Genomic DNA, 20,480 nt, shown 5'->3' with positions numbered 1-20,480 from the left:
GCCGATAAGGTCCGATCCGTGGACATCGATGCGTTCGTCGCCGCGAGCAAGCCGTCCTGGGACCGGTTGGACGACCTCGTGCGGCGGCAGCGCAGGCTGCGCGGCGCGGAGGTCGACGAGCTGGTCGAGCTCTACCAGCGGGCGGCGACCCACCTGTCCATCGTGCGGTCGGGATCGTCCGACGCCCTTCTCGTCGGGCGCCTGTCGGCGCTGGTGGCGAGGGCGCGCTCGGCCGTCACGGGCGCCCACAGCCCGGCCTGGAGGGAGGTCGCCCGGTTCTTCACGGTGTCGTTCCCCGTGGTGGCCTACCGGGCGCGCCGGTGGTGGATCGGCGTCACGGTGGCCTCGCTCGCGATCGCGTACGTCGTGGGCGTGTGGGTGGCGCGCGATCCCGCCGTGCAGAGCCTCATCGGCACACCCGAGGAGATCCGGCAGATCGTCGAGCACGATTTCGCCGACTACTACTCGGAGAACCCGGCGGCGTCGTTCGCCGGCCACGTGTGGCTGAACAACGCCTGGCTGTCCATGCAGGTCGTGGTCTCGGCGATCCTGCTCGGCCTGCCCATCCCCTGGATCCTGTTCCAGAACGCGGCCAATGTGGGGCTCATGGGCGGCCTGATGCACTCGCACGGCAAGGCGGACGTGTTCTGGGGCCTGATCCTGCCGCACGGCATGCTGGAGCTGACCGCGGTCTTCCTGGCGGCGGCCGCGGGGTTGCGGCTGGGCTGGACGGCCATCGACCCCGGCCCGAGGCGGCGCGCGGAGGCGCTGGCCGAGCAGGGCAGGGCCGTGATGAGCGTCGCGCTCGGCCTGGTCGTGGTGCTGCTCGTCTCCGGGCTCATCGAGGCGGGAGTCACCCCGTCGGGCCTGCCGACCTGGGCGCGCATCTCGATCGGCGCGCTCGCGGAGGCGCTCTTCCTCGCGTACGTGATCGTCTTCGGCCGCCGGGCGGAACGCGCGAACGAGACGGGGGACATCGAGCACGCTCCCGACCTCGCCCCGACAGCCTGATCAGAGCCGGCCGGTGGCCTTCAGAGCCAGATACGCGTCCGCGAGCGCCGGGGCGACGTCCTCGGGCAGGGCGTCCACGACCTCCACGCCGTGGCGGCGCAGCACCGCGGTGATCTCACGCCGCTCGCCGCGCAGCCGCTCGGCCGCCGCGGCGTCGTAGACGGCCTCGGCGGTGCCGCGCCCGGCCGCCATGCCGGCCACGCGTGGATCGGCGACCGAGGCCACCACAACCATGTGCCGGGACGACAGGCTGGGCAGCACGGGCAGCAGCCCCTCCTCCATGGCCGCGGCGTTCAGGTCGGTCAGCAGCACCACCAGGCAGCGCCGCCTGGCCCTGGACAGCACGGCCGCCACCATCCCGGCGGCGTCGGCCTCGACCAGCTCCGCCTCGATCGGCGCCATCGCGTCCACCAGCGACGACAGCAGTTCGGTGCGCGACGCGCCGGACACCTGGGCCCGTACGGCCCGGTCGTAGGCGAGGAAGTCGACGCGGTCGCCGGCCCGGGCGGCGAGCGCGGCCAGCAGCAGCGCGGCGTCCATCGACCAGTCCAGACGAGGCCAGCCGGAGGACCGGTCACCGCCGACCGGTGCCACAGAGACCGGGGCCACGCCGACCCGGCCCGCCGAGGTGCGGCCCGTGTCGAGCACGATCAGCACCCGGCGGTCGCGCTCGGGCCGCCAGGTGCGCACGACGACGTCGCTGCGCCGGGCGCTCGCCCGCCAGTCGATCGAGCGGACGTCGTCGCCCACGACGTACTCACGCAGCGAGTCGAACTCGGTGCCCTGGCCACGCACCAGCGCCGGATGGCGTCCGTCGAGCTCGCGCAGCCGGGCCAGCCGCGCCGGCAGATGCCTGCGGCTGAGGAACGGCGGCAGCACCCTGACGGTCCACGGCACGTGGAACGTCCGCTGCCGCGCCGCCAGGCCCAACGGCCCGACCGAGCGGACCGTCACGGCGACGGCTTCCCGGTCGCCCCTGCGGGTGGGCGTCAGCGTCGTGACCAGGCGCCGCCTCTCGCGGGCCGGCACGTCGAGCGGCACCCGGCGCGGAGCGGCCCCGGCCGAGGGCTGCCAGGCGTCGCGCAGCACGCCCCGGACCCGTCGCGGGCCCGGGTTGTCCACGACGAGGCCGATCGCCGCCGACTGCCCGAGCCGCACCCGCCGTTCGCCGTCGCGCTGGAAGCGCAGCCCGCGCACGGCGCCCGCGAGCAGCAGGTCGGCCGCCATGAGCGTGGCGAGCACGAGCGCGGCGGCCGGCACGACCAGGCCGGGCTCGGGGGCGAGGAGCACGACGATCGCGGCGAGGGCGGCGAGCAGTCCCGCGCGTCCGGTCAGCGCCACGCCGCCCTCACCGGGGAACGGGGACGGCGGCCAGGATGCCCTCCAGGATGCCGTCCGGGGTGGCGCCCTCCAGCTCGGCCTCCGGGCGCAGCCCCACGCGGTGGCGCAGGGCGGGCCGGGCCAGGGCCTTCACGTCGTCCGGCGTCACGTACGTGCGTCCCGACAGCCACGCCCACGCCCGCGCGGCGGCCAGCAGCGCGGTGGCCCCTCGGGGTGAGACGCCGAGCTGGAGCGAGGGCGACTGCCGGGTGGCCCGTGCGACGTCCACGATGTAGCCGAGCACCTCGGCGCTCGCGTGGACGCGCGCGACCGCCCGGCGTCCCGCCGCGAGGTCGGCCGCGGACGCCACGGGCTTGATCTCCGTCAGGTCGCGCGGGTCGAAGCCGAGCGCGTGCCGTTCGAGGACGGCGATCTCCTGCTCGCGCGGCGGCAGCGGCACGGTCAGCTTGAGCAGGAACCGGTCGAGCTGCGCCTCGGGGAGCTGGTAGGTGCCCTCGTACTCGACGGGGTTCTGCGTCGCCACGACGATGAAGGGATCCGGCAGCGCGCGGGCCGTGCCCTCGACGCTGACCTGCCGTTCCTCCATGGCCTCGAGCAGGGCGGCCTGGGTCTTCGGCGGCGTGCGGTTGATCTCGTCGGCGAGCAGCAGGTTGGTGAAGACCGGCCCCTCGTGGAACTCGAACTCCGCCGTCCTGGCGTCGTAGACCAGCGACCCCGTGACGTCGCCCGGCATCAGGTCGGGAGTGAACTGCACCCGCTTGAAGTCCAGCGCGAGCGTGGCCGACAGGGTGCGTACGAGCAGGGTCTTGGCCACGCCGGGCACGCCTTCGAGCAGCACGTGACCCCGGCACAGCAGCGCGATGACCAGGCCGGTGACGACCGGGTCCTGGCCCACGACCGCCTTGGCCACCTCCGCCCGCAGCGCCGCGAGCGCCTCGCGGGCGGCGTCCGCGTCCGATTCAGGTGTGGTCACGAATCTCGTACCTGCCTTTCGAGTGTGTCCAGGTGGGCTGCGAGAGCCACCAGCGCGGTGTCGTCCCCGGGCGGCGGGCCGCACAGCAGCGCCAGCACCGGCTCCGGGTCGAGGCCGGCGCGCGCGGCCGCGGCGACGGCGACCTCCTCCGCGGTCGCGGTGCGCGGCAGCCCGAGGCGGGGGGCGAGCCGGTCGGCCGCCGCGGCCCGCAACGCGAGGGCGGCCCGGTCCCTGGCCCGGCGGGACCGGTACAGGCGTCCGCGCCCCTCCACGGTCTCCGCGGCCCGCACGACCACGGGCAGGCGCTCGACCACGACGGGCCCGAGCCTGCGTCCGCGCCACAGGGCGGCCAGGGCCACCGCGACGGCGAGCTGGAGGACCGCCCACCTCACGCCGCCGGGCATGAGGTCGCCGAGCGAGCGGGCCTGCCCCTCCGCCCCGGCGCCGGGGTCGCCCGCCTCGCCGGGGTCGTCGGGCTCGGCGAGCCAGACGAGTTTCGGCTGCGCCCCGGCCAGGTTCAGCGCGAGCGCCGCGTTGCCGTCCTCCGCGAGGCGCAGGTTGGTCATGAACGACGCGTCGCCCAGCACGGTCACCGTGTGCCCGTCCGCGGTGTAGCGGACCAGGGCGTGCCCGTCGCCGGCCGGGTAGCAGCCCGTGGCACCCGGCGGCCCGGCGAAGGACATGCCGCCGGTGAAGGCGTCGCCTGCCCGCGCCGCCTCCCGCAGCGCGCACTCCGGGGCCCGTGACCGGGCGCGCACAGGCCCCTGCCTGCGTACGCCGGAGGCGAGCACGTCGAGGTGTGGCACGGAGCCCGCCACGAGCCGGTCGCCGGGCGCCTCGGCGATGCGGCGGGCGGCGTCGCGGTTCAGGAAGCTCGCCTCGGTGACCAGCAGCAGGGTCTGCGGCCCCGCGGCGGCCACCGCCGCGCCGGGGGTCTCCACCCGGACCACCTCCACCCCGTGCGCCTCCAGCAGCCGGGCGAGTGCGCCGCTGCCGTTCAGCGAGGTGTCGGCGGGATCGAGGGTGCGGCCGCCGGACTGTCCCCCCGTCAGCAGCAGGGGCAGCACCGCCGTGACCAGCACGAGCACCACCAGCAACGTGACCCAGGCGGTCTGCCGCGCGCGCCCCGACGTCGTGGCGGTCACGCGGCCACGCCCGTACGGGCCGACCGCAGGCGCTCGTCCAGGGCGGTGAGCGTCAGGTAGCCCTCCCGGGTGCCGCCCGCCCCGCCGTAGGTCACGTCGTCGAACAGACGTGCCGCCGCGCGCAGGTCCGCCGCGTGGGGCGGCAGTGCCTGCCCGGCGACCTCGGCGAGTTCCACGGCGGTGCGGCCCGGCATCGGGGTGACGATCGCGCGTTCCTCCAGTTCGCGGGCGATCGCGCGCAGCCGCTCCTGGATGGCACCGGCCCAGCCGCCCTCGGCCGCCAGGCGCTCGGCCTCGGCGCGATGCTCGGCGGCCGTCCGCTCACGCCGCCCGAACACCGCACCGCTCTCCGTACGCCGGCCGCCGGAGAAGCGGCGCAGGGCCCATAAGAGCAGCACGGCCAGGACGGCGAGGACGACGGCGATCACGACGAGCGAGGTCACGCCGCCCCCGCCCGTCCCGCCGCCGCTCATGAGGTCGCCGAGGAACTGGGAGATCTCCCGCTGCAGCCGGTCGAACAGCGGCTCGTGCTGGTAGCCCGCCCCGGACAGCTCGCGCGCGGCCTCCCGGGCGGCCTGGTCGCGGCCGACGTCGACCGGCGAGGCGAGCAGCGCCGCCGCCCGCACGGTCGTCACGCCTGCGGTCCGTACGGGCCGTAGGGCCCGTACGGCGGAGCCCCGTGGTGCGGCCCGGAGGCCTGCCCCGTCCCGGCGGCGTAGCTCGGGTGCCACAGGTCATCGACCCCGCCGTGGACCCAGCCCTGCGACTGGTTCTGCGCCGCCGCCGTCTGCAGCACGAGGTCGAACGCCTCGGCCCGCATCCGCCGGTCGGCGTACAGCAGCCCGGCCACGCCCGCCTGGAAGGGGTAGCTGATCATGGACGCGAGGACCTGGCCGACCGCCAGGAGGAGCGCCGCGATCGCGGTCCCGGCGGCGGTGCCGCCGCTCAGCATCCCGAGGAGCGAACCGCCGAACGTGAACGGGATCGCCAGCACGCTGCTGATGATGGCCGCGAGTATGGCGGTGAGCAGCAGGATGCCGAGCACCCGCCAACTGTCGCCCTTCACCAGTCGCCACGACCGGCTCATGGCGTCGGTGACCCCGCGGCCCTCCAGCACGATGGCGGGGGCCGACAGCGACAGGCGTGTGTAGAAGAACAGCAGGTAAGGGATGTAGGCCACGAAGAACAGCAGGACGACGAGGACCGCGACCCCCGCGCCGGTGCTCCCCGTGCCGTCGAACGCGTTTGCCGCCGCGAGGGTCACGAGCACCGCGACGAGCGCCAGCAGCGGCAGCAGGAGGATGAGCGCCTGCAGCAGCACCAGCCCGAACAGCGCGGGCACCCGCGACCGCGCCAGCCGCCACGCCTCGCCCACCGTGATGCGCCCGCCGAACACCGCGCGGCCCAGCACCCGGGTGAGGACGCCCGTGAGGATGGTGGTGCCGACGAACGTCATGACGTAGCTGATGACCGCGCCGATGTACTGCGCGGCCACGCCGGCGACCGGCACGTTCGCCGTGTCGGCGGCGTACGGGTCGGCCAGGAGATCGCCGAGCGAGCTGAAGGAGATGGCCTGCCCGATCGCGGCCGGGATTCCGGTCACCGCCGCCACGATCGCCGACAGGCCGAGCGTGGCCTTGGGGTTCGAGCGGATCAGCTTGATCGTGCCGTCGAGGATGTCGCCGAGCGTCAACGGGCGCAGCGGGATGATGCCCGGCCGCGGCGCGTCCGGCGCCCGGTACGCGTACTGCCCGCCCGCATAAGGCGCGTACGGAGCAGACGGGTATGGAGCAGACGGATACGGAGCGGACTGGTGCGGGGCGGACGGGTGGGGAGCGGACGGGTTCGCGCCCTGCGGCGCGCCGGCGCCAGGGGAGGCCCAGGAGGATCCGGCTGCCCCGGCGGCCCCGCCGTATGGGGGAGGTTGCTCGGCCGCCCAGCCGGAGGGCATGTCGGGGGTGGAGCCGGGGCCGTCTGTCATGTCCCAATCCTGGCATGATGTACGCGCGCGCCGCGCGGTCGTACAGGAGGGCTCGGGGGGGATGGCCGAAACGGGGGGTGCGGGCGCACACTTGGAACGTGACCGCACCACGGGATTCCCGCCGGTGTGACCGCATCTGGTCAGATAATCGCGCGCTTCGTCTGCTGCGCCTAAACTCCATCCTCTGTCGTGGTCGTGTAACACCAAAGCGGTGGCCACGGTAGCCTGCGGGGGAAACCGTGACAAACGCCCAAATCTCCCAAACGCGTACGAATGAGGGGCCATGAAAGGACGCGTGCTGGTCGTCGACGACGACGCCGCTCTCGCCGAGATGCTCGGCATCGTCTTGCGCGGGGAGGGCTTTGAGCCGTCGTTCGTGTCCGATGGCGACAAGGCGCTCGACGCCTTCAGGGACACCCGGCCGGACCTCGTCCTGCTCGACCTGATGCTCCCCGGCGCCGACGGCATCGACGTCTGCCGCCGCATCCGCGCCGAGTCCGGGGTCCCGATCGTGATGCTCACGGCCAAGAGCGACACCATCGACGTGGTGCTCGGCCTGGAGTCCGGCGCGGACGACTACATCGTCAAGCCGTTCAAGCCCAAGGAACTCGTCGCCCGCGTGCGCGCCCGCCTGCGCCGCACCGACGAGCCCACGCCCGAGATCCTGCAGATCGGCGACATCACCATCGACGTGGCCGGTCACTCGGTCAAGCGCGGCGAGGAGACCATCAACCTCACGCCGCTGGAGTTCGACCTGCTGGTCGCGCTGGCCCGCAAGCCCCGCCAGGTCTTCACCCGCGAGGTGCTGCTCGAGCAGGTCTGGGGCTACCGGCACGCCGCCGACACCCGCCTGGTGAACGTGCACGTCCAGCGCCTGCGCGCGAAGATCGAGAAGGACCCCGAGCACCCGGAGATCGTCGTCACGGTCCGGGGCGTGGGCTACAAGGCCGGCCCGGCGTAAGCCGCACGTCACCGACATGCCGGTCCCCGCGAGGAAACCCCGTCGCCGGACCCCGGGCCAGATCGCCCGTGGGGTCCGCAGACGCGCGCGCCGCCTCGCGGGCCGGCTGCGGCACGCCTGGCGGCGCTCGCTCCAGCTTCGCGTCGTCACCAGCACGCTGGTGCTGTCGATGGCCGTCGTGGTCGTCCTCGGCGTCTTCCTGATGCAGTCGATCAGCGCCTCGGTGCTGACCTCCAGCGAGGTGGCCGCGGTCGAGGAGTCGCGGGCGAACGTCGCGACCGCGAGCGGCTACCTCACGCAGCCCACGGACGTGACCGACATCGCCCAGGACGCCACGGCTCCGGGGCAGACGATGAACCCCGTCGACGCGGCGGCCAAGGCGCTGACCGACCGCTCCGGCGGCCGCTACGACGTCGTCGTCTTCAACGAGGGCTCGGTCGGCGAGGGCCGGGCGTCCGGGCAGGTCGACTGGACGAGCATCCCCGAATCCCTGCGGGCGAAGGTCCAGAGCACCGAGGAGCAGACGCTCTACAAGGAGATCGCGACGATCAGGTACATCGGCGCCAAGCAGCCCGAGACAGGCCTGGTGGTCGGTGCCCGGGTGAACGGCACCTACGAGATCTACCACGTCTTCCCGCTCGGCGACGAGGAGAAGACGCTGCTCACGGTCCAGCAGATGGTCTTCGGCGCGGGGGCCGCGCTCGTGCTGCTGCTCGCAGGCGTCGCCTCGCTGGTCACCCGGCAGGTGGTCACGCCCGTACGGCTCGCGCGCCAGGCGGCGGAGCGGCTCGCCGCCGGCCGGCTGGAGGAGCGGCTCAAGGTGCGCGGGGAGGACGACCTCGCCCGGCTGGCGACCTCGTTCAACGAGATGGCGTCCAACCTCGCCGTGAAGATCCACCAGCTGGAGGAGCTCTCCCAGGTGCAGCGGCAGTTCGTCTCCGACGTCTCGCACGAGCTGCGCACGCCGCTGACGACCGTCCGCATGGCCGCCGACCTGCTGTACGAGGGCCGCGAGGACTTCGACGCCGCCTCCGCGCGGGCCGCCGAGCTCATGCAGAACCAGCTCGAGCGCTTCGAGTCGATGCTCGCCGACCTGCTGGAGATCAGCCGCTACGACGCGGGGGCGGCCACCCTCGACCTGGAGCCCGTCGACATGCGCGACGTGGTCCTGCGCGCGGTGGGCGACTCCGAGACGCTCGCCGAGCGGCAGGCCACCCGGTTCGAGCTGCGCCTGCCCAACGAGCCCTGCATGGCCGAGGTGGACAGCCGCAGGGTCGAGCGCATCCTGCGCAACCTGCTCTTCAACGCCATCGAGCACGGCGAGGGCAAGGACATCGTCGTCACGCTCGGCGCCGACCGCGACGCGGTGGCCGTGGCCGTACGCGACCACGGGGTCGGCCTCAAGCCGGGCGAGGAGACGATGGTGTTCGACCGCTTCTGGCGCGCCGACCCCTCGCGCGCCCGGACCATCGGCGGCACCGGGCTCGGCCTGGCGATCTCGCGGGAGGACGCCATGCTGCACGGCGGCTGGCTCCAGGCGTGGGGCGCGCCGGGGGAGGGCAGCCAGTTCCGCCTGTCGCTGCCGCGCATGGCGGGGGCCCCGCTGCGCGGGTCGCCGCTGCCGCTCGTGCCGCCGGAGGTCGAGATGCGGCGCACGTGGCGCGGCCATGCCACACCGGTCCTGACCCCGGCGCCGGCCGAGACGGCGCCACGGGTGCGCGAGAACGTGGACGCGGGTGCCTTCGATGCGGAGTGAGCGGTTCGGCGCCCGCCGTCTCACCGCCGCCGCGGGTGCGGCGCTCGTCCTGGTCTCCGGCGGGGCCGGGTGCGCCACCGTGCCCACGAGCGGCAGCCCCCGCCCCGCACAGGAGGACCACGGCAAGGACACGCTCAGCCAGCCGTACGTGCGCCTCATCGCGACCCCGCCCAAGAAGGGCGCCCAGCCCGAGGACATCGTGAAGGGCTTCCAGGCCGCCATGGCGGCCTTCGACGACCCCGAGCTCGCCATCGCCCGGGAGTACCTCACCCCGGGCGCGGCCGAGCGCTGGAACCCGTGGCGGCAGACCCGCATCTACGAGGGCAAGATCGAGTCGGACCGCGCGCAGGACCTCCAGGAGGCCACGCGGACGACGGTGACGCTGAAGGGCACGGCGGTCGCCACGATCGACGCGGAGGGCAGGTCCACCCCGGCCGCAGGCAACCTCGTCGAGCCGTTCACACTGGTCAAGCACAACGGCGAGTGGCGGATCGACGTGCCGCCCGACGCCCGCCTGCTGTCGTACGACGACCTGTGGCGTGCGTACCGGAAGGTGGACCTGTACTACCCGCCCGCCACCCGGGAGACCGGCCTCGTGGCCGACCGGGTGTGGGTGCCGATCGAACCCGGCAGGGGCGTGCCCGAGACACTGGTCCGCCGCCTGCTCGCCGGGCCGACCTCGTCCATAAAGAACGCGGTGAGCAGCGCGTTCCCGCCGGGCACCGAGCTCAACCGGATCAGCGTCGAGGGTGACACGGTCGTGCTCGACTTCTCCTCGGAGCTGGAGTCGGTGCCCACCGACCGCCTCGACGCGCTCAAGGCCCAGCTCGTGTGGACGCTCGGCGAACTGGTCACCGGCCGGACCGTCGAGATCCGCGTGAACGGCGAGTCCGGGATGCGGTTCCGGCCCGCCGACTACGCCCGCTACGACCCGAACGTGCTGACCGGCTCCCTGCAGGCGTACTACATGCAGGGCGGCAGGCTGCTGCAGTTCAAGGAGAAGGGCGACGGCGCGCCGGTGCCGGGCGCGGCCGGCGAGCAGGCCGGGAAGTTCTCCCAGCCGGCCGTCTCCAACACCGCCGACTTCCCGCCCCTCGTGGCCGCCCTGGTCAACGGCGACGGCGTCTACGTCGCCCCGATGACCCCCGGCAGCCAGTGGCAGCGGTGGACCGCGGGCGGGGACATGAGCCCGCCCTCCTGGGACCGTTACGGGGCCGTCTGGTCGGCCGAGAGGGTGAACCCGCACGAGAGCCGGGTCTGGACGGCCGAGAACGGCCGGGCCCGCCGTGTGGACATCGACGACGAGCTGTCGTACGGGCGGATCCTGGAGCTGCGGGTCTCCCGCGACGGGGCCCGGATCGCCGCGATCACCGACGACGGCCTCGGCACCTCCGTGAAGATCGGCACGATCGTCCGCAACGGCCAGCAGACGCGGATCGAGTCCGTACGGACGCTCATCGAGCCGCGCGACGCGCGCAAGATCAAGGACATCGCCTGGCAGGACGCCGCCGATCTGCTCGTGCTGTCCGAAGGCAGCAGCGGCCAGGAGCTCGCCACCTGGTCGGTGATGGAGGGCGTCGTCCCCAACGACGGCCCCATCAAACTCGACTCGAAGATCAAGTCGATCGCCGCCGTCCCCGACCACGTCCTCGCGGCGGCCGACGAGGGCCAGGTGCTCACCTACAGCGTGGACAAGCACGCCTGGACCCCGCGCGCCGACAACGGCTCCACCAACCCCGTCTATCCCCTCGGCTGAGCCGGCCGGAGCGACCGGAGGCGACGCGGGGTGACCGGCGGTGAACTGTCGGTGGCGGACGGCATGCTGAGGGCGTGCCGTCCCCCCTGCTCGATCTGATCCTCCCGCCCCGCTGCGCCGGATGCGGCGCGCCGGGCGCTCCGGCCTGCCCGTCCTGTACGGCCGAGTTGCTGCGGGAGCCTGCTCCCCGGCCGCCGGACCCGCCGCCTCCGGGGCTGCCGGACTGCTGGTCGGCCACCGCCTACGACGGCGCGGCCCGCCGCATGATCCTCGCCTGCAAGGAACGCGGCCGAACGGCCCTGGTGCCGGTCCTGGCGGCCGCCGTGAGCGCCTGTGTGGCCGCGTGGGCGGGGGGCGGGGGAGTCCGCCGCGAGGTGTTGCTGGTGCCGGTTCCGAGCGCGCGGGCCGCCTCCCGCCGCCGTGGGCACGACCCCGTCCGGGCCGTCGCCGCGGCGGCGGCCCGCGAGCTGTGCAGGCGGGGCCGGCCCGTCGCCGTCGTGCCCCTGCTGCGGCAGGGCCGGCGCGTGGCCGACCAGGCGGGGCTGGGATCGGCGGAGCGGGCCGTCAACCTGTCCGGGGCGTTCGAGGTCGTGCCGGGCCCGGCGGCGCGGCCACGGCCCTCTGGTCGCGGTCTGGGGGCCGTCGCCGTGGTCCTGGTGGACGACGTCGTCACGACGGGGACGACGCTGGCGGAGGCGGCCAGGGCGTTGCGCGCGGCGGGCGCGGAGCCGTCCGCCGCGGTGACCATCGCCGCGACACGCCGGAGACGCCGGATTGGTGATTATCACGGACAGTAAAGAGTTGGGTAAGCGCGGGGCTTGCCGCCGGGGAGCGACCGCCTGCCGACTTCGTAGCGACTTGCCTGCTCAATGCAGGTGTGGATGCCGCGGTTGCGGGGATTCCCAGAATATGACCACGAATTTTCCGACGGCGAGACGGCAACCGGGATCACGCAAAGTGATCGTTTAGCCGATCTCCTGGCTGACATTCGAGGCGGTAGCGACTAGCGTTCAGACATGGCACCCGTTCGGGTCCGTGGTTGCGCCGGGCCGACTCCCTCGCGGGGTCCGGCCTGGCTAGCCGATGCCAGCCGCAGGCGAAACGGCCCACGTAAGGCGACTCTTGGTCGACCGATCACGGTGCGGCTTAGAGGTAAGTCCTGCCCTCCCGGGGGTCCAGATGTCCCCCGTAAGAGGAGAAGGGCAGTAGTGGCGAGTGAGCTGCGAACCCCTCAGCAGGCGGATGTGGGGACGAAGACCAGGTCGGCCGGACGGGTGTCCAAGAGCGCGTGCACCACCGTCGATGTGCGAAGGGGGGCTTTGCGTGGAAATCATCGTCAAGGGACGGCACACCACTGTGGGTGACCGGTTCCGCGATCAAGTGACGTCCAAGCTGGCCAGGATCCAAAAGCTCAACAACAAGCTCATCCAGGTCGACGTAGAGGTCTCAAAGGAACCCAACCACCGGCAGAGCGGGCAACGTGAACGGGTGGAGCTGACAATCCACTCGCGGGGCCCCGCCATCCGCGCCGAGGCCTGCGCGGACGACCGGTTCTCGGCGCTGGACATCGCCATCGGCAAGCTGGAGGAGCGGCTGAGGCGGCTCGCCGATCGCCGCAAGATCCATCACGGGAAGAGCTGCCCTCCCTCGATGGCGGAGCTCACCGCGGTCACGGAAAACGCGCAGGGGGTGGTCACGACCGTCCGGGAAGAGCCGGAGCCGGTCGCCGAGATCCCGGCGGAGACCGCCGGAGGGCCGGCCGAGAGTTCCGAGCCCATCGTGCCCATCGAGATGGACGGCGAAGGACCGCTGATCGTACGCGAGAAGTTCCACAAGGCCGACCCCATGACGATCGACCAGGCGCTCCTGGAAATGGAGCTCGTGGGTCACGACTTCTACCTCTTCCGCGACAAGGAAGGGGGCCAGCCGAGCGTCGTCTACCGGCGCCGCGGCTACGACTACGGAGTCCTCAGGCTCGTGGAGAGCTAGCTCTCCCGGCGCCCCGGTCCGGACATCCCGGGCCGGGGCGCCGCACGATCCGGTAGGAACCGGGAGGAGAGGGGCGGGCCGGCGCGACGAAGATCCCTAACCACCCTGGAACCCGTGTAATGATGGCGATCCAGCGTCCTTGGCCCCCGCAAGGAGGTTCCGTGACCCGACCCGACGAGGCGGCCCGAGCAGCCGGTCGAAGCGAGCCGATCCGTGTGCTGATCGTCGACGATCACGCGCTGATCCGCCGCAGCCTGGAGCTCGCGCTGGCCGCGGAGGCGGACATCGAGGTGGTAGGCGAGGCGAGCGACGGCCGGGAGGCCGTCGAGCTCGCGGACCGGCTGATGCCGGACGTGGTCCTGATGGACGTCCGCATGCCGAAGCTGGACGGCATCGGAGCGACTCGCAAGATCAAGGAGTCGGTGCCGAGCACCCGGATCATCATGCTCACCGTCAGCGACGAGGAGGAGGACCTCTTCGAGGCGATCAAGGCGGGTGCGACCGGTTATCTGCTCAAGGACGTCCAGATCGACGAGGTGCCCGACGCCGTGCGCGGCGTCCACGAGGGCCAGTCGCTCATCAACCCCGCCATGGCGGCCAAGCTGATCAGCGAGTTCGCGAACATGAGCCGCAAGGAGGCCGAGCGGCCCCCCCAGCTCCCGGTCCCCCGCCTGACCGAGCGGGAGATGGAGGTCCTGCGCCTCGTCGCGAAGGGCATGAACAACCGCGAGATCGCCAAGGATCTGTTCATCTCCGAGAACACGGTGAAGAACCACGTCCGCAACATCCTGGAGAAGCTCCAGCTCCACTCGCGCATGGAGGCCGTGGTCTACGCCGTGCGCGAGCGGCTGCTGGAGATCACCTGATCGGCCCGCGAGGGCCGCGGGCCACCGCGGCGCGTAGCGGGGCCTCCAGGTCCGGTGCACCGACCCGCTCCACCCGCACGTCGGTGCAGCCGACCCAGCTCGCGGCCTCCCACAGGGCGTCGCTCATCGCCTCCACGGCCCTGGCCCGGCCGCTGCCCGGCTCGAAACCGACCTGCCGGGCGACCAGCGTGGCGCCCTCGCGGGCCGGGTCGACCCTGCCGATGATCCGCCCGCCCGCGAGCACCGGCATCGCGAAGTAGCCGTGCACCCGCTTGTCCTTTGGGACGTACGCCTCCAGGCGGTGGTTGAGGCCGAACACGCGCTCGGCCCGGGCCCGCTCCCAGATGAGCGAGTCGAACGGCGACAGCGGTGTGGTGCGGTGCCGCCCGCGCGGCTCGCTCTCCAGCGCGTCGGGGTCCGCCCAGGCGTTCGGACCGTCCGGGTCCGCGCCGCGCCGCGCGGGCCAGCCCGACACGCGTACGGGCACGAGGCCGGCTGCGCCACTCAGCAGCGCCTCGTCGAGTATGGCGGCGTGCCCGCCCTTGACGCGGGTGAAGTCGACCAGGTCCGCCCTGGTCGCCACGCCGAGCGACCGCCCGGCGATCGTGGTCAGCCGGGTCACGCACTCGTCGTCGGACAGGTCCTGGGCGAGCAGGTCCGCCGGGACCGCGCGCTCGGCGAGCTCGTAGACGCGCCGCCAGCCGACGCGGCGGGTGCAGACGACCTCACCGATGTCGAGCAGGAACTCGATGGCGATCTTGGTGTCCGACCAGTCCCACCACGGGCCTCCATTCTTGGCCCCGCCGATGTCGGCCGTGGTGAGCGGGCCGTCCGAGCGCACCTGCTCCAGGACCTTGTCGACCACGGGCGGCACCTCGTGCCAGCGGTAGCGCCGCTCCCGGTACGCGCGGCGGCGGAAGGCGTACAGCGGCCACTGCTCGATGGGCAGGACGCAGGCGGCGTGGCACCAGTACTCGAAGGCACGGGCGGGGGCGTCCCAGTAGGCCCGCTCGACCACGGAGCGGCCGACCGGCCCGAGGCGCGCGTACGCGACGAGCTCGTGGGAGCGGGCGAGGACGGAGATGGTGTCGAGCTGGACGGCGCCGACGCGCCGCAGCATGGCGGGGACGCCGCCGCCGCGGGCGGTGGCGCCGAGGAAACCCTGGGCCCGGAGGATGATCCTGCGGGCCTCGTCGGCGGTCAGGTCGGTCACAGCCAGAGATGCTAGACGCCGTGACCGACAAAACGCTTACGGCGGTTCGGGTGCGGGCCTGGAGGGCCTCAGGAGGTGATGGACCGGTGCTCGAACGGTGAGTGGTGCTCCTGGACCGACATCTCCCGGGGTGCGTCCACGATCACGTCCGAGAAGATGTCGAACGCGAGCGCGAGCAGCCCGCCGACCGCGCAGATGCCCACGCCGATCCAGACGAAGAGCCAGTTCGGGCCGAGGGTCAGCGCCACACCCCCGACCGTGAAGCCGATGAGGATGATGATGACGGCGAGCCAAGATTTGGCGCTTCCCGCGTGGCTGCCCTGGTGTCCGCTCTGTGCCATACCCCGTTTTCTACCTGATGGCTGAGGTGGTCGGAACATCGGGGGAACCTTGGGGGCGGTTTTCCCCTATGAGTTATGCGATTGTGCCGCGGCGCTCCGTCGATTGCAGGTGGGTGTGTCTGGTACGGGAACCGCCTACGATGGCTAGCGGGGAAGTATGTCTCGTCCTCACACCTCGGCGATCAACCGGGGTAGACCTGCGAGGAGCTTTACTAAAAGTGCCAGCCATTCTCGACAAGATCCTTCGCGCCGGCGAAGGCAAGACTCTGCGGAAGCTCAAGCGCATCGCCGAGCAGGTCAACTCCATCGAAGAGGATTTCAAGAGCCTGTCCGACGCCGAGCTCCGCGCGCTGACCGCCGAGTACAGGCAGCGTCACACCGAGGGCGAGTCCCTCGACGACCTGCTGCCGGAGGCGTTCGCGACCGTCCGTGAGGCCGCCCGCAGGGTCCTCGGGCAGCGTCACTTCGACGTGCAGCTCATGGGTGGCGCCAACCTGCACATGGGCAACATCTCCGAGATGCGCACCGGTGAGGGCAAGACGCTCACCTGTACGCTTCCCGCCTACCTCAACGCGATCTCGGGCAAGGGCGTCCACGTCGTCACGGTCAACGACTACCTGGCCAAGCGTGACGCCGAGACCATGGGCCGCGTCCACCGCTTCCTCGGCCTGGAGGTCGGGGTCATCCTGGCCAACATGTCGCCGGAGGAGCGCCGCAAGCAGTACAACGCCGACATCACGTACGGCACGAACAACGAGTTCGGCTTCGACTACCTCCGCGACAACATGGCGTGGTCGATCGAGGAGTGCGTCCAGCGCGGCCACAACTTCGCCATCGTGGACGAGGTCGACTCGATCCTGATCGACGAGGCCAGGACCCCGCTCATCATTTCCGGCCCGGGCGAGCAGTCGGGCAAGTGGTACCAGGAGTTCGCCAAGATCGTGCCGCGGCTGCGGCGCGGCACCGAGGGCAAGGACGGCGAGGAGAGCACCGGCGACTACGTCGTCGACGAGAAGAAGCGCACCGTCGGCATCCTCGAGGCGGGCGTGGAGAAGGTCGAGGACTGGCTCGGCATCGACAATCTCTACAAGCCCGAGCACACCCACCTCGTGCAGTTCCTCAACAACGCCCTGAAGGCCAAGGAACTGTTCAAGAAGGACAAGGACTACATCGTCGTCGAGGGCGAGGTCCTGATCGTCGACGAGTTCACCGGGCGCGTCCTGCACGGCCGTCGTTACAACGAGGGCATGCACCAGGCCATCGAGGCCAAGGAAGGCGTGAAGATCAAGGACGAGAACCAGACTCTCGCCACGATCACCCTGCAGAACTACTTCCGCCTCTACGAGAAGCTCGCCGGCATGACCGGTACGGCCGCCACCGAGGCCAACGAGTTCCACCAGACGTACAAGCTGGGCGTCGTCCCGATCCCGACCAACCGGCCGATGGTCCGCAAGGACCAGGCCGACGTCGTCTACAAGACCGAGGACGCCAAGTTCCAGGCGTGTGTCGAGGACATCAAGGAGCGCTACGAGAAGGGCCAGCCGGTCCTCGTCGGCACCACCAGCGTCGAGAAGTCCGAGAAGCTGTCGCGGATGCTCAAGCGCCGGGGCGTGCAGCACGAGGTGCTGAACGCCAAGAACCACGCTCGTGAGGCCACGATCGTCGCCGAGGCGGGCCGTAAGGGCGCGGTCACGGTGGCGACCAACATGGCCGGTCGAGGCACCGACATCATGCTCGGCGGCAACCCCGAGTTCCGCGCCCAACTGGAGCTTCAGCAGCGCGGCCTGTCACCGTCCGAGACTCCGGAGGAGTACGAGAAGGCCTGGCCCGAGGCGCTGGAGAAGGCCAAGGAGGCCGTCAAGGCCGAGCACGAGGAGGTCACCGAGCTCGGCGGGCTCTACGTGCTGGGCACCGAGCGGCACGAGTCGCGGCGCATCGACAACCAGCTCCGCGGTCGTTCCGGCCGTCAGGGCGACCCGGGCGAGTCGCGCTTCTACCTCTCGCTCGAGGACGACCTCATGCGGCTGTTCAACTCGGCCAGGGTCGAGATGATCATGACGCGGCTCAACATCCCGGACGACGTCCCGATCGAGTCGGGCATGGTCTCCAAGGCCATCGCCTCCGCGCAGCACCAGGTCGAGCAGCAGAACTTCGAGATCCGCAAGAACGTCCTGAAGTACGACGAGGTGATGAACCGCCAGCGCACGGTGATCTACGCCGAGCGGCGGCGGGTGCTGGAGGGCGCCGACCTGCACGAGCAGGTCCGCGGCTTCGTCACCGACGTCATCGACGACTACGTCAAGGGCGCCACCGCCGAGGGCTTCGCCGAGGAGTGGGACCTCGAGAAGCTGTGGAAGGCGTTCGGCCAGCTCTACCCGATCTCCTTCACCGTCGACGAGCTCATCGAGCAGGCCGGCGGCGACCGGGAGGAGCTGACGGCGGACCTCATCGCCGAGAAGGTCAAGGAGGACGCGCTCGCGGCCTACGACCGCCGCGAGGAGCAGCTCGGCTCCGAGGCGACGCGCGAGCTGGAGCGCCGGGTCATCCTCTCGGTGCTCGACCGCAAGTGGCGCGAGCACCTCTACGAGATGGACTACCTCCAGGAGGGCATCGGCATGCGCGCCTATGCCCAGAAGGACCCGCTGATCGAGTACCAGCGCGAGGGCTACGAGATGTTCTCCGCGATGCTCGACGGCATCAAGGAGGAGTCGGTCGGCTACCTGTTCAACCTCGAGGTCGAGGTGCAGGCCAACCCGATCGTCGAGGAGAACGCCGAGGAGGACACGGCGCTCTCCGAGACCGGCTCGATCATCGCCCGGGCGCTGCGGCAGCCGTCGCGGCCGACCGAGATGGTCTACACCGCGCCGGGCGAGAGCGGCGACGTGGAGGTCAACCGGGTGCGGTCGACCCCCGAGCAGCGCGCCGCGTACGGCGACACCGAGCGCAACGCGCCCTGCCCCTGCGGCTCGGGCAAGAAGTACAAGCGCTGCCACGGCGACCCGCGCAACCAGCAGGCGTGACGTGACCTGAGAAGGACCCCGCCGGGCCGTGCCCGGCGGGGTCCTTCGCGTCATGCGGGGCCCGGTCACGCGGTCTCGAAGTCGGTGACCAGCCACTGCACGCCCTGCCGCTCCAGCCGTACGGCGAGCACGCGGCTGCGCGGCCCGCAGTGGACGAGCAGGCACATCTCGATCACCCCGTCGCGGGGCCGTTGCACGTGGGGGAGGCCCGTCAGGGGCGGCCGCTCGGCGTCGATCATCTTCCCGGCCCGGACCAGCTCGCGGTAGGCCCGCTCGGTCAGCCGGTCCTGGACGGTCTCCGGTGGCCTGCGGCCCGCCAGGATCTCCGCGAGCGCCTGGCCGAGCCCCCGCAGGCGGCGCTCGTCCGTGGGCGTGCCCGTACGGCGCGGGATGGGAGCCAGGGCGAGCGCGCCGTACGTGCCGGGACGCGTGATGTGGCCGCCGCCGTCACGCTCGTCGTAGGGAGGATCGGCCGGGGGGACGGACGCGAGCCGTGGCAGGGGGACGGGCTTGGGCATCGGGGGACTCCGCTCTCATGCGCCGTGAAGCTGACGCTTAATAGAGGTTGCGGTCATCCGCTCTGATACGGGGAAACGCCAACTTTGCCGAGTCGCGAGCCTTTGTGCCGCCGTTCGTCCGGGAAGATTCCTCCCGGTTGGCGGGGCCGCTCTGGATTTGAGCACGGGTTGATCGGCGATTAGCGGCATCCGCAATGGCGGGAAACACAACAGGGGCGCCCGGGATCACCGGGCGCCCCTGCTCCCTGAGAGGGGGACCTGACGCGTCAGGCGCGGGCACGCGCCGTGTCGGCGCTCTCCCCGGAGTCCACGTCGGGCTCGGGTTCGCGACCGGGCGTCATGATGTTCAGCTTCTTGATGAGGAAGCTGAAGACCACGTAGTAGAGGAAGAAGTAGACGACGCCGATCAACATGATCAGCCAGAAGTTGTGCGTGTTGTCCTTCGTCGCGTTCAGGCCCGCGTCGATCGCGCCGGCGGAGAACCCGAAGCCGAGGCGCCCGTCCAGGGCCGCGACCAGGGCCATCGAGACGCCGGTGAGTAGCGCGTGCGCCGCGAACAGGATCGGGGCCACGAAGATGAACGCGAACTCGATCGGCTCGGTGATGCCGGTGACGAACGAGATCAGGGCCGAGGAGATCATGATGCCGCCGACGGTGGCGCGGCGGTGCGGCGGCGCGGCCCGCCACATGGCGATCGCGGCGGCCGGCAGGCCGAACATCATGACCGGGAAGAAGCCCGCCATGAACGCGCCGGCGCCGTCCTGCCCGGCGAAGTAGCAGTTCAGGTCGCCCGCGGCGTGGGTCGCGCCGACGGTGCACTCCGGCACGGTGAACCACACGATCGAGTTGACGAAGTGGTGCAGGCCGAAGGGGATGAGGCCCCGGTTCACGATCCCGTAGATGCCCGCGCCGAGCGTGGAGTTGCTGGCGAGCCAGTCGCCGAAGTTGGTCAGGCCCTGCCCGATCGGCGGCCAGATCAGGCCGAAGACGACGCCGAGGACGAGCCCGGCCAGCGCGGTGAGGATCGGGACGAAGCGGCGGCCGCCGAAGAAGGCCAGGTAGGCCGGCAGTTTCGTCCGGTAGTACCGCTGCCACAGGATCGCCGCGACGAGGCCCATGAGGATGCCGCCGAGCACTCCGGTCGGATTGGCCGCCGCGAGGTTGAGCGCCTCCGCCGGCTTGCCGTCCGCTCCCACGATGGACTGTGCCACCTTCTTGTGCACCGCCGCGTCCGCGGAGGCGTCGAAGAACATCAGGTGGGTGACCCGGTCCCAGACGAGGTAGCCGACCACGGCCGCGAGAGCGGTCGAGCCGTCGGCCTTGCGGGCGAAGCCGACCGCGACGCCGACCGCGAACAGCAGCGGCAGCGCGTCGAACAGGGCGCCGCCCGCGCCGCCGATGACCTGTGCGATCTTGTCGAGGGCAGCGTTGTCCGTGCGGCCGAGGAGGTCGTCCTGGCCGAACCGGAGAAGGAGGGCCGCGGCGGGCAGTGCCGCGATCGGGAGCATCAGGGAGCGGCCGATGCGGGACAGTGCGGTCAGCACCGCGTTCTGGCCGGAAGGTGCCGCGGGCAGGCCCGCGTCGGCGGAGGTGGAACTCATCGGGTGTT

At 71.8% G+C, this 20,480-nt stretch carries 17 protein-coding genes; 8 read left to right on the top strand and 9 right to left on the bottom strand.

Translation table 11 applies throughout. The features are described 5' to 3' along the window. Positions 1-18 precede the first annotated feature (18 nt). A complete protein-coding gene (locus tag FH610_RS06315; RefSeq protein WP_139573351.1) occupies positions 19-1,011 on the top strand; it encodes a stage II sporulation protein M in 993 nt (330 codons plus the stop codon). Here FH610_RS06315 and FH610_RS06310 read toward each other — a convergent pair whose 3' ends face one another. Genes FH610_RS06310 through FH610_RS06290 form a run of 5 tightly spaced genes read right to left on the bottom strand, consistent with a single transcriptional unit; the run spans position 1,012 to position 6,451 of the window. After that, positions 1,012-2,352, bottom strand: coding sequence for a DUF58 domain-containing protein (locus FH610_RS06310; RefSeq protein ID WP_139573350.1), 1,341 nt, complete (start codon positions 2,350-2,352; stop codon positions 1,012-1,014). It lies immediately after the preceding gene. A gap of 7 nt (positions 2,353-2,359) precedes the next feature. Next, a complete protein-coding gene (locus FH610_RS06305; RefSeq protein WP_139573349.1) occupies positions 2,360-3,325 on the bottom strand; it encodes an AAA family ATPase in 966 nt (321 codons plus the stop codon). Beyond that, the gene (locus FH610_RS06300) at positions 3,322-4,470 is read right to left on the bottom strand and encodes a DUF4350 domain-containing protein (protein ID WP_139573348.1); all 1,149 of its coding nucleotides are present in this window, start codon (positions 4,468-4,470) and stop codon (positions 3,322-3,324) included. Before FH610_RS06300 ends, FH610_RS06305 begins: the two co-directional genes overlap by 4 nt. After that, a complete protein-coding gene (locus tag FH610_RS06295; RefSeq protein WP_240808795.1) occupies positions 4,467-5,105 on the bottom strand; it encodes a DUF4129 domain-containing protein in 639 nt (212 codons plus the stop codon). Before FH610_RS06295 ends, FH610_RS06300 begins: the two co-directional genes overlap by 4 nt. After that, positions 5,102-6,451: a DUF7847 domain-containing protein gene (locus FH610_RS06290; protein ID WP_139573347.1), complete on the bottom strand. Its 1,350-nt coding sequence runs from the start codon at positions 6,449-6,451 to the stop codon at positions 5,102-5,104. The genes FH610_RS06295 and FH610_RS06290 overlap by 4 nt, the downstream gene beginning before the upstream one ends. 283 nt (positions 6,452-6,734) lie before the next feature. Between FH610_RS06290 and mtrA the strand changes: the two genes are divergently transcribed. The 6 genes from mtrA to FH610_RS06260 all read left to right on the top strand — a co-directional run bounded on the left by mtrA (position 6,735) and on the right by FH610_RS06260 (position 13,779). Next, positions 6,735-7,412: an MtrAB system response regulator MtrA gene (gene mtrA, locus FH610_RS06285; RefSeq protein WP_030509347.1), complete on the top strand. Its 678-nt coding sequence runs from the start codon at positions 6,735-6,737 to the stop codon at positions 7,410-7,412. Between the two features lie 16 nt (positions 7,413-7,428). Continuing rightward, complete coding sequence (mtrB, locus tag FH610_RS06280) at positions 7,429-9,168, top strand: MtrAB system histidine kinase MtrB (RefSeq protein WP_139573346.1); 1,740 nt, start codon at positions 7,429-7,431, stop codon at positions 9,166-9,168. Next, positions 9,158-10,924 carry an LpqB family beta-propeller domain-containing protein gene (locus FH610_RS06275; protein ID WP_139573345.1) on the top strand — a complete coding sequence of 589 codons (1,767 nt, stop codon included), beginning with the start codon at positions 9,158-9,160 and terminating at the stop codon, positions 10,922-10,924. Before mtrB ends, FH610_RS06275 begins: the two co-directional genes overlap by 11 nt. Positions 10,925-10,998: 74 nt before the next feature. After that, positions 10,999-11,721, top strand: coding sequence for a ComF family protein (locus FH610_RS06270; protein ID WP_139573344.1), 723 nt, complete (start codon positions 10,999-11,001; stop codon positions 11,719-11,721). Positions 11,722-12,247: 526 nt separating this feature from the next. Further along, positions 12,248-12,913 carry a ribosome hibernation-promoting factor, HPF/YfiA family gene (gene hpf, locus FH610_RS06265; protein WP_139573343.1) on the top strand — a complete coding sequence of 222 codons (666 nt, stop codon included), beginning with the start codon at positions 12,248-12,250 and terminating at the stop codon, positions 12,911-12,913. Positions 12,914-13,074: 161 nt separating this feature from the next. Beyond that, positions 13,075-13,779 carry a response regulator gene (locus FH610_RS06260; protein WP_229689545.1) on the top strand — a complete coding sequence of 235 codons (705 nt, stop codon included), beginning with the start codon at positions 13,075-13,077 and terminating at the stop codon, positions 13,777-13,779. Here FH610_RS06260 and FH610_RS06255 read toward each other — a convergent pair. Continuing rightward, positions 13,772-14,992 (bottom strand): winged helix-turn-helix domain-containing protein, encoded by a 1,221-nt coding sequence (locus FH610_RS06255; protein WP_240808794.1) that lies wholly within the window; start codon positions 14,990-14,992, stop codon positions 13,772-13,774. The genes FH610_RS06260 and FH610_RS06255 overlap by 8 nt on opposite strands. Positions 14,993-15,060: 68 nt before the next feature. Then, on the bottom strand, positions 15,061-15,333 hold the full coding sequence (locus FH610_RS06250) for an HGxxPAAW family protein (RefSeq protein WP_139573342.1): 273 nt from the start codon (positions 15,331-15,333) through the stop codon (positions 15,061-15,063). Positions 15,334-15,551: 218 nt separating this feature from the next. Between FH610_RS06250 and secA the strand changes: the two genes are divergently transcribed. Beyond that, positions 15,552-18,353 (top strand): preprotein translocase subunit SecA, encoded by a 2,802-nt coding sequence (gene secA / locus FH610_RS06245; RefSeq protein WP_139573341.1) that lies wholly within the window; start codon positions 15,552-15,554, stop codon positions 18,351-18,353. A 65-nt stretch (positions 18,354-18,418) separates the two neighbouring features. Here the strand turns inward: secA and FH610_RS06240 are convergent, their stop codons facing one another. Then, positions 18,419-18,871, bottom strand: coding sequence for an Rv3235 family protein (locus FH610_RS06240; protein ID WP_139573340.1), 453 nt, complete (start codon positions 18,869-18,871; stop codon positions 18,419-18,421). A 266-nt stretch (positions 18,872-19,137) separates the two neighbouring features. Next, positions 19,138-20,472: a PTS transporter subunit EIIC gene (locus tag FH610_RS06235; RefSeq protein ID WP_139573339.1), complete on the bottom strand. Its 1,335-nt coding sequence runs from the start codon at positions 20,470-20,472 to the stop codon at positions 19,138-19,140. Between the last annotated feature and the right edge of the window lie 8 nt (positions 20,473-20,480).

Source organism: Microbispora catharanthi (assembly GCF_006334915.2).
In the GTDB taxonomy this organism is placed as follows: Bacteria; Actinomycetota; Actinomycetes; order Streptosporangiales; family Streptosporangiaceae; genus Microbispora; species Microbispora catharanthi.
This window is presented reverse-complemented; position numbering and strand designations above follow the sequence as displayed.

What these genes read in the sequence shown, in the direction of transcription:
- mtrA (WP_030509347.1), top strand. Translation starts at nt 6,735, where the DNA reads ATGAAAGGACGCGTGCTGGTCGTCGACGACGACGCCGCTCTCGCCGAG.
- FH610_RS06275 (WP_139573345.1), top strand. Translation starts at nt 9,158, where the DNA reads ATGCGGAGTGAGCGGTTCGGCGCCCGCCGTCTCACCGCCGCCGCGGGT.
- FH610_RS06235 (WP_139573339.1), bottom strand. Translation starts at nt 20,472, where the DNA reads ATGAGTTCCACCTCCGCCGACGCGGGCCTGCCCGCGGCACCTTCCGGC.
- FH610_RS06250 (WP_139573342.1), bottom strand. Translation starts at nt 15,333, where the DNA reads ATGGCACAGAGCGGACACCAGGGCAGCCACGCGGGAAGCGCCAAATCT.
- FH610_RS06290 (WP_139573347.1), bottom strand. Translation starts at nt 6,451, where the DNA reads ATGACAGACGGCCCCGGCTCCACCCCCGACATGCCCTCCGGCTGGGCG.
- mtrB (WP_139573346.1), top strand. Translation starts at nt 7,429, where the DNA reads ATGCCGGTCCCCGCGAGGAAACCCCGTCGCCGGACCCCGGGCCAGATC.
- FH610_RS06240 (WP_139573340.1), bottom strand. Translation starts at nt 18,871, where the DNA reads ATGCCCAAGCCCGTCCCCCTGCCACGGCTCGCGTCCGTCCCCCCGGCC.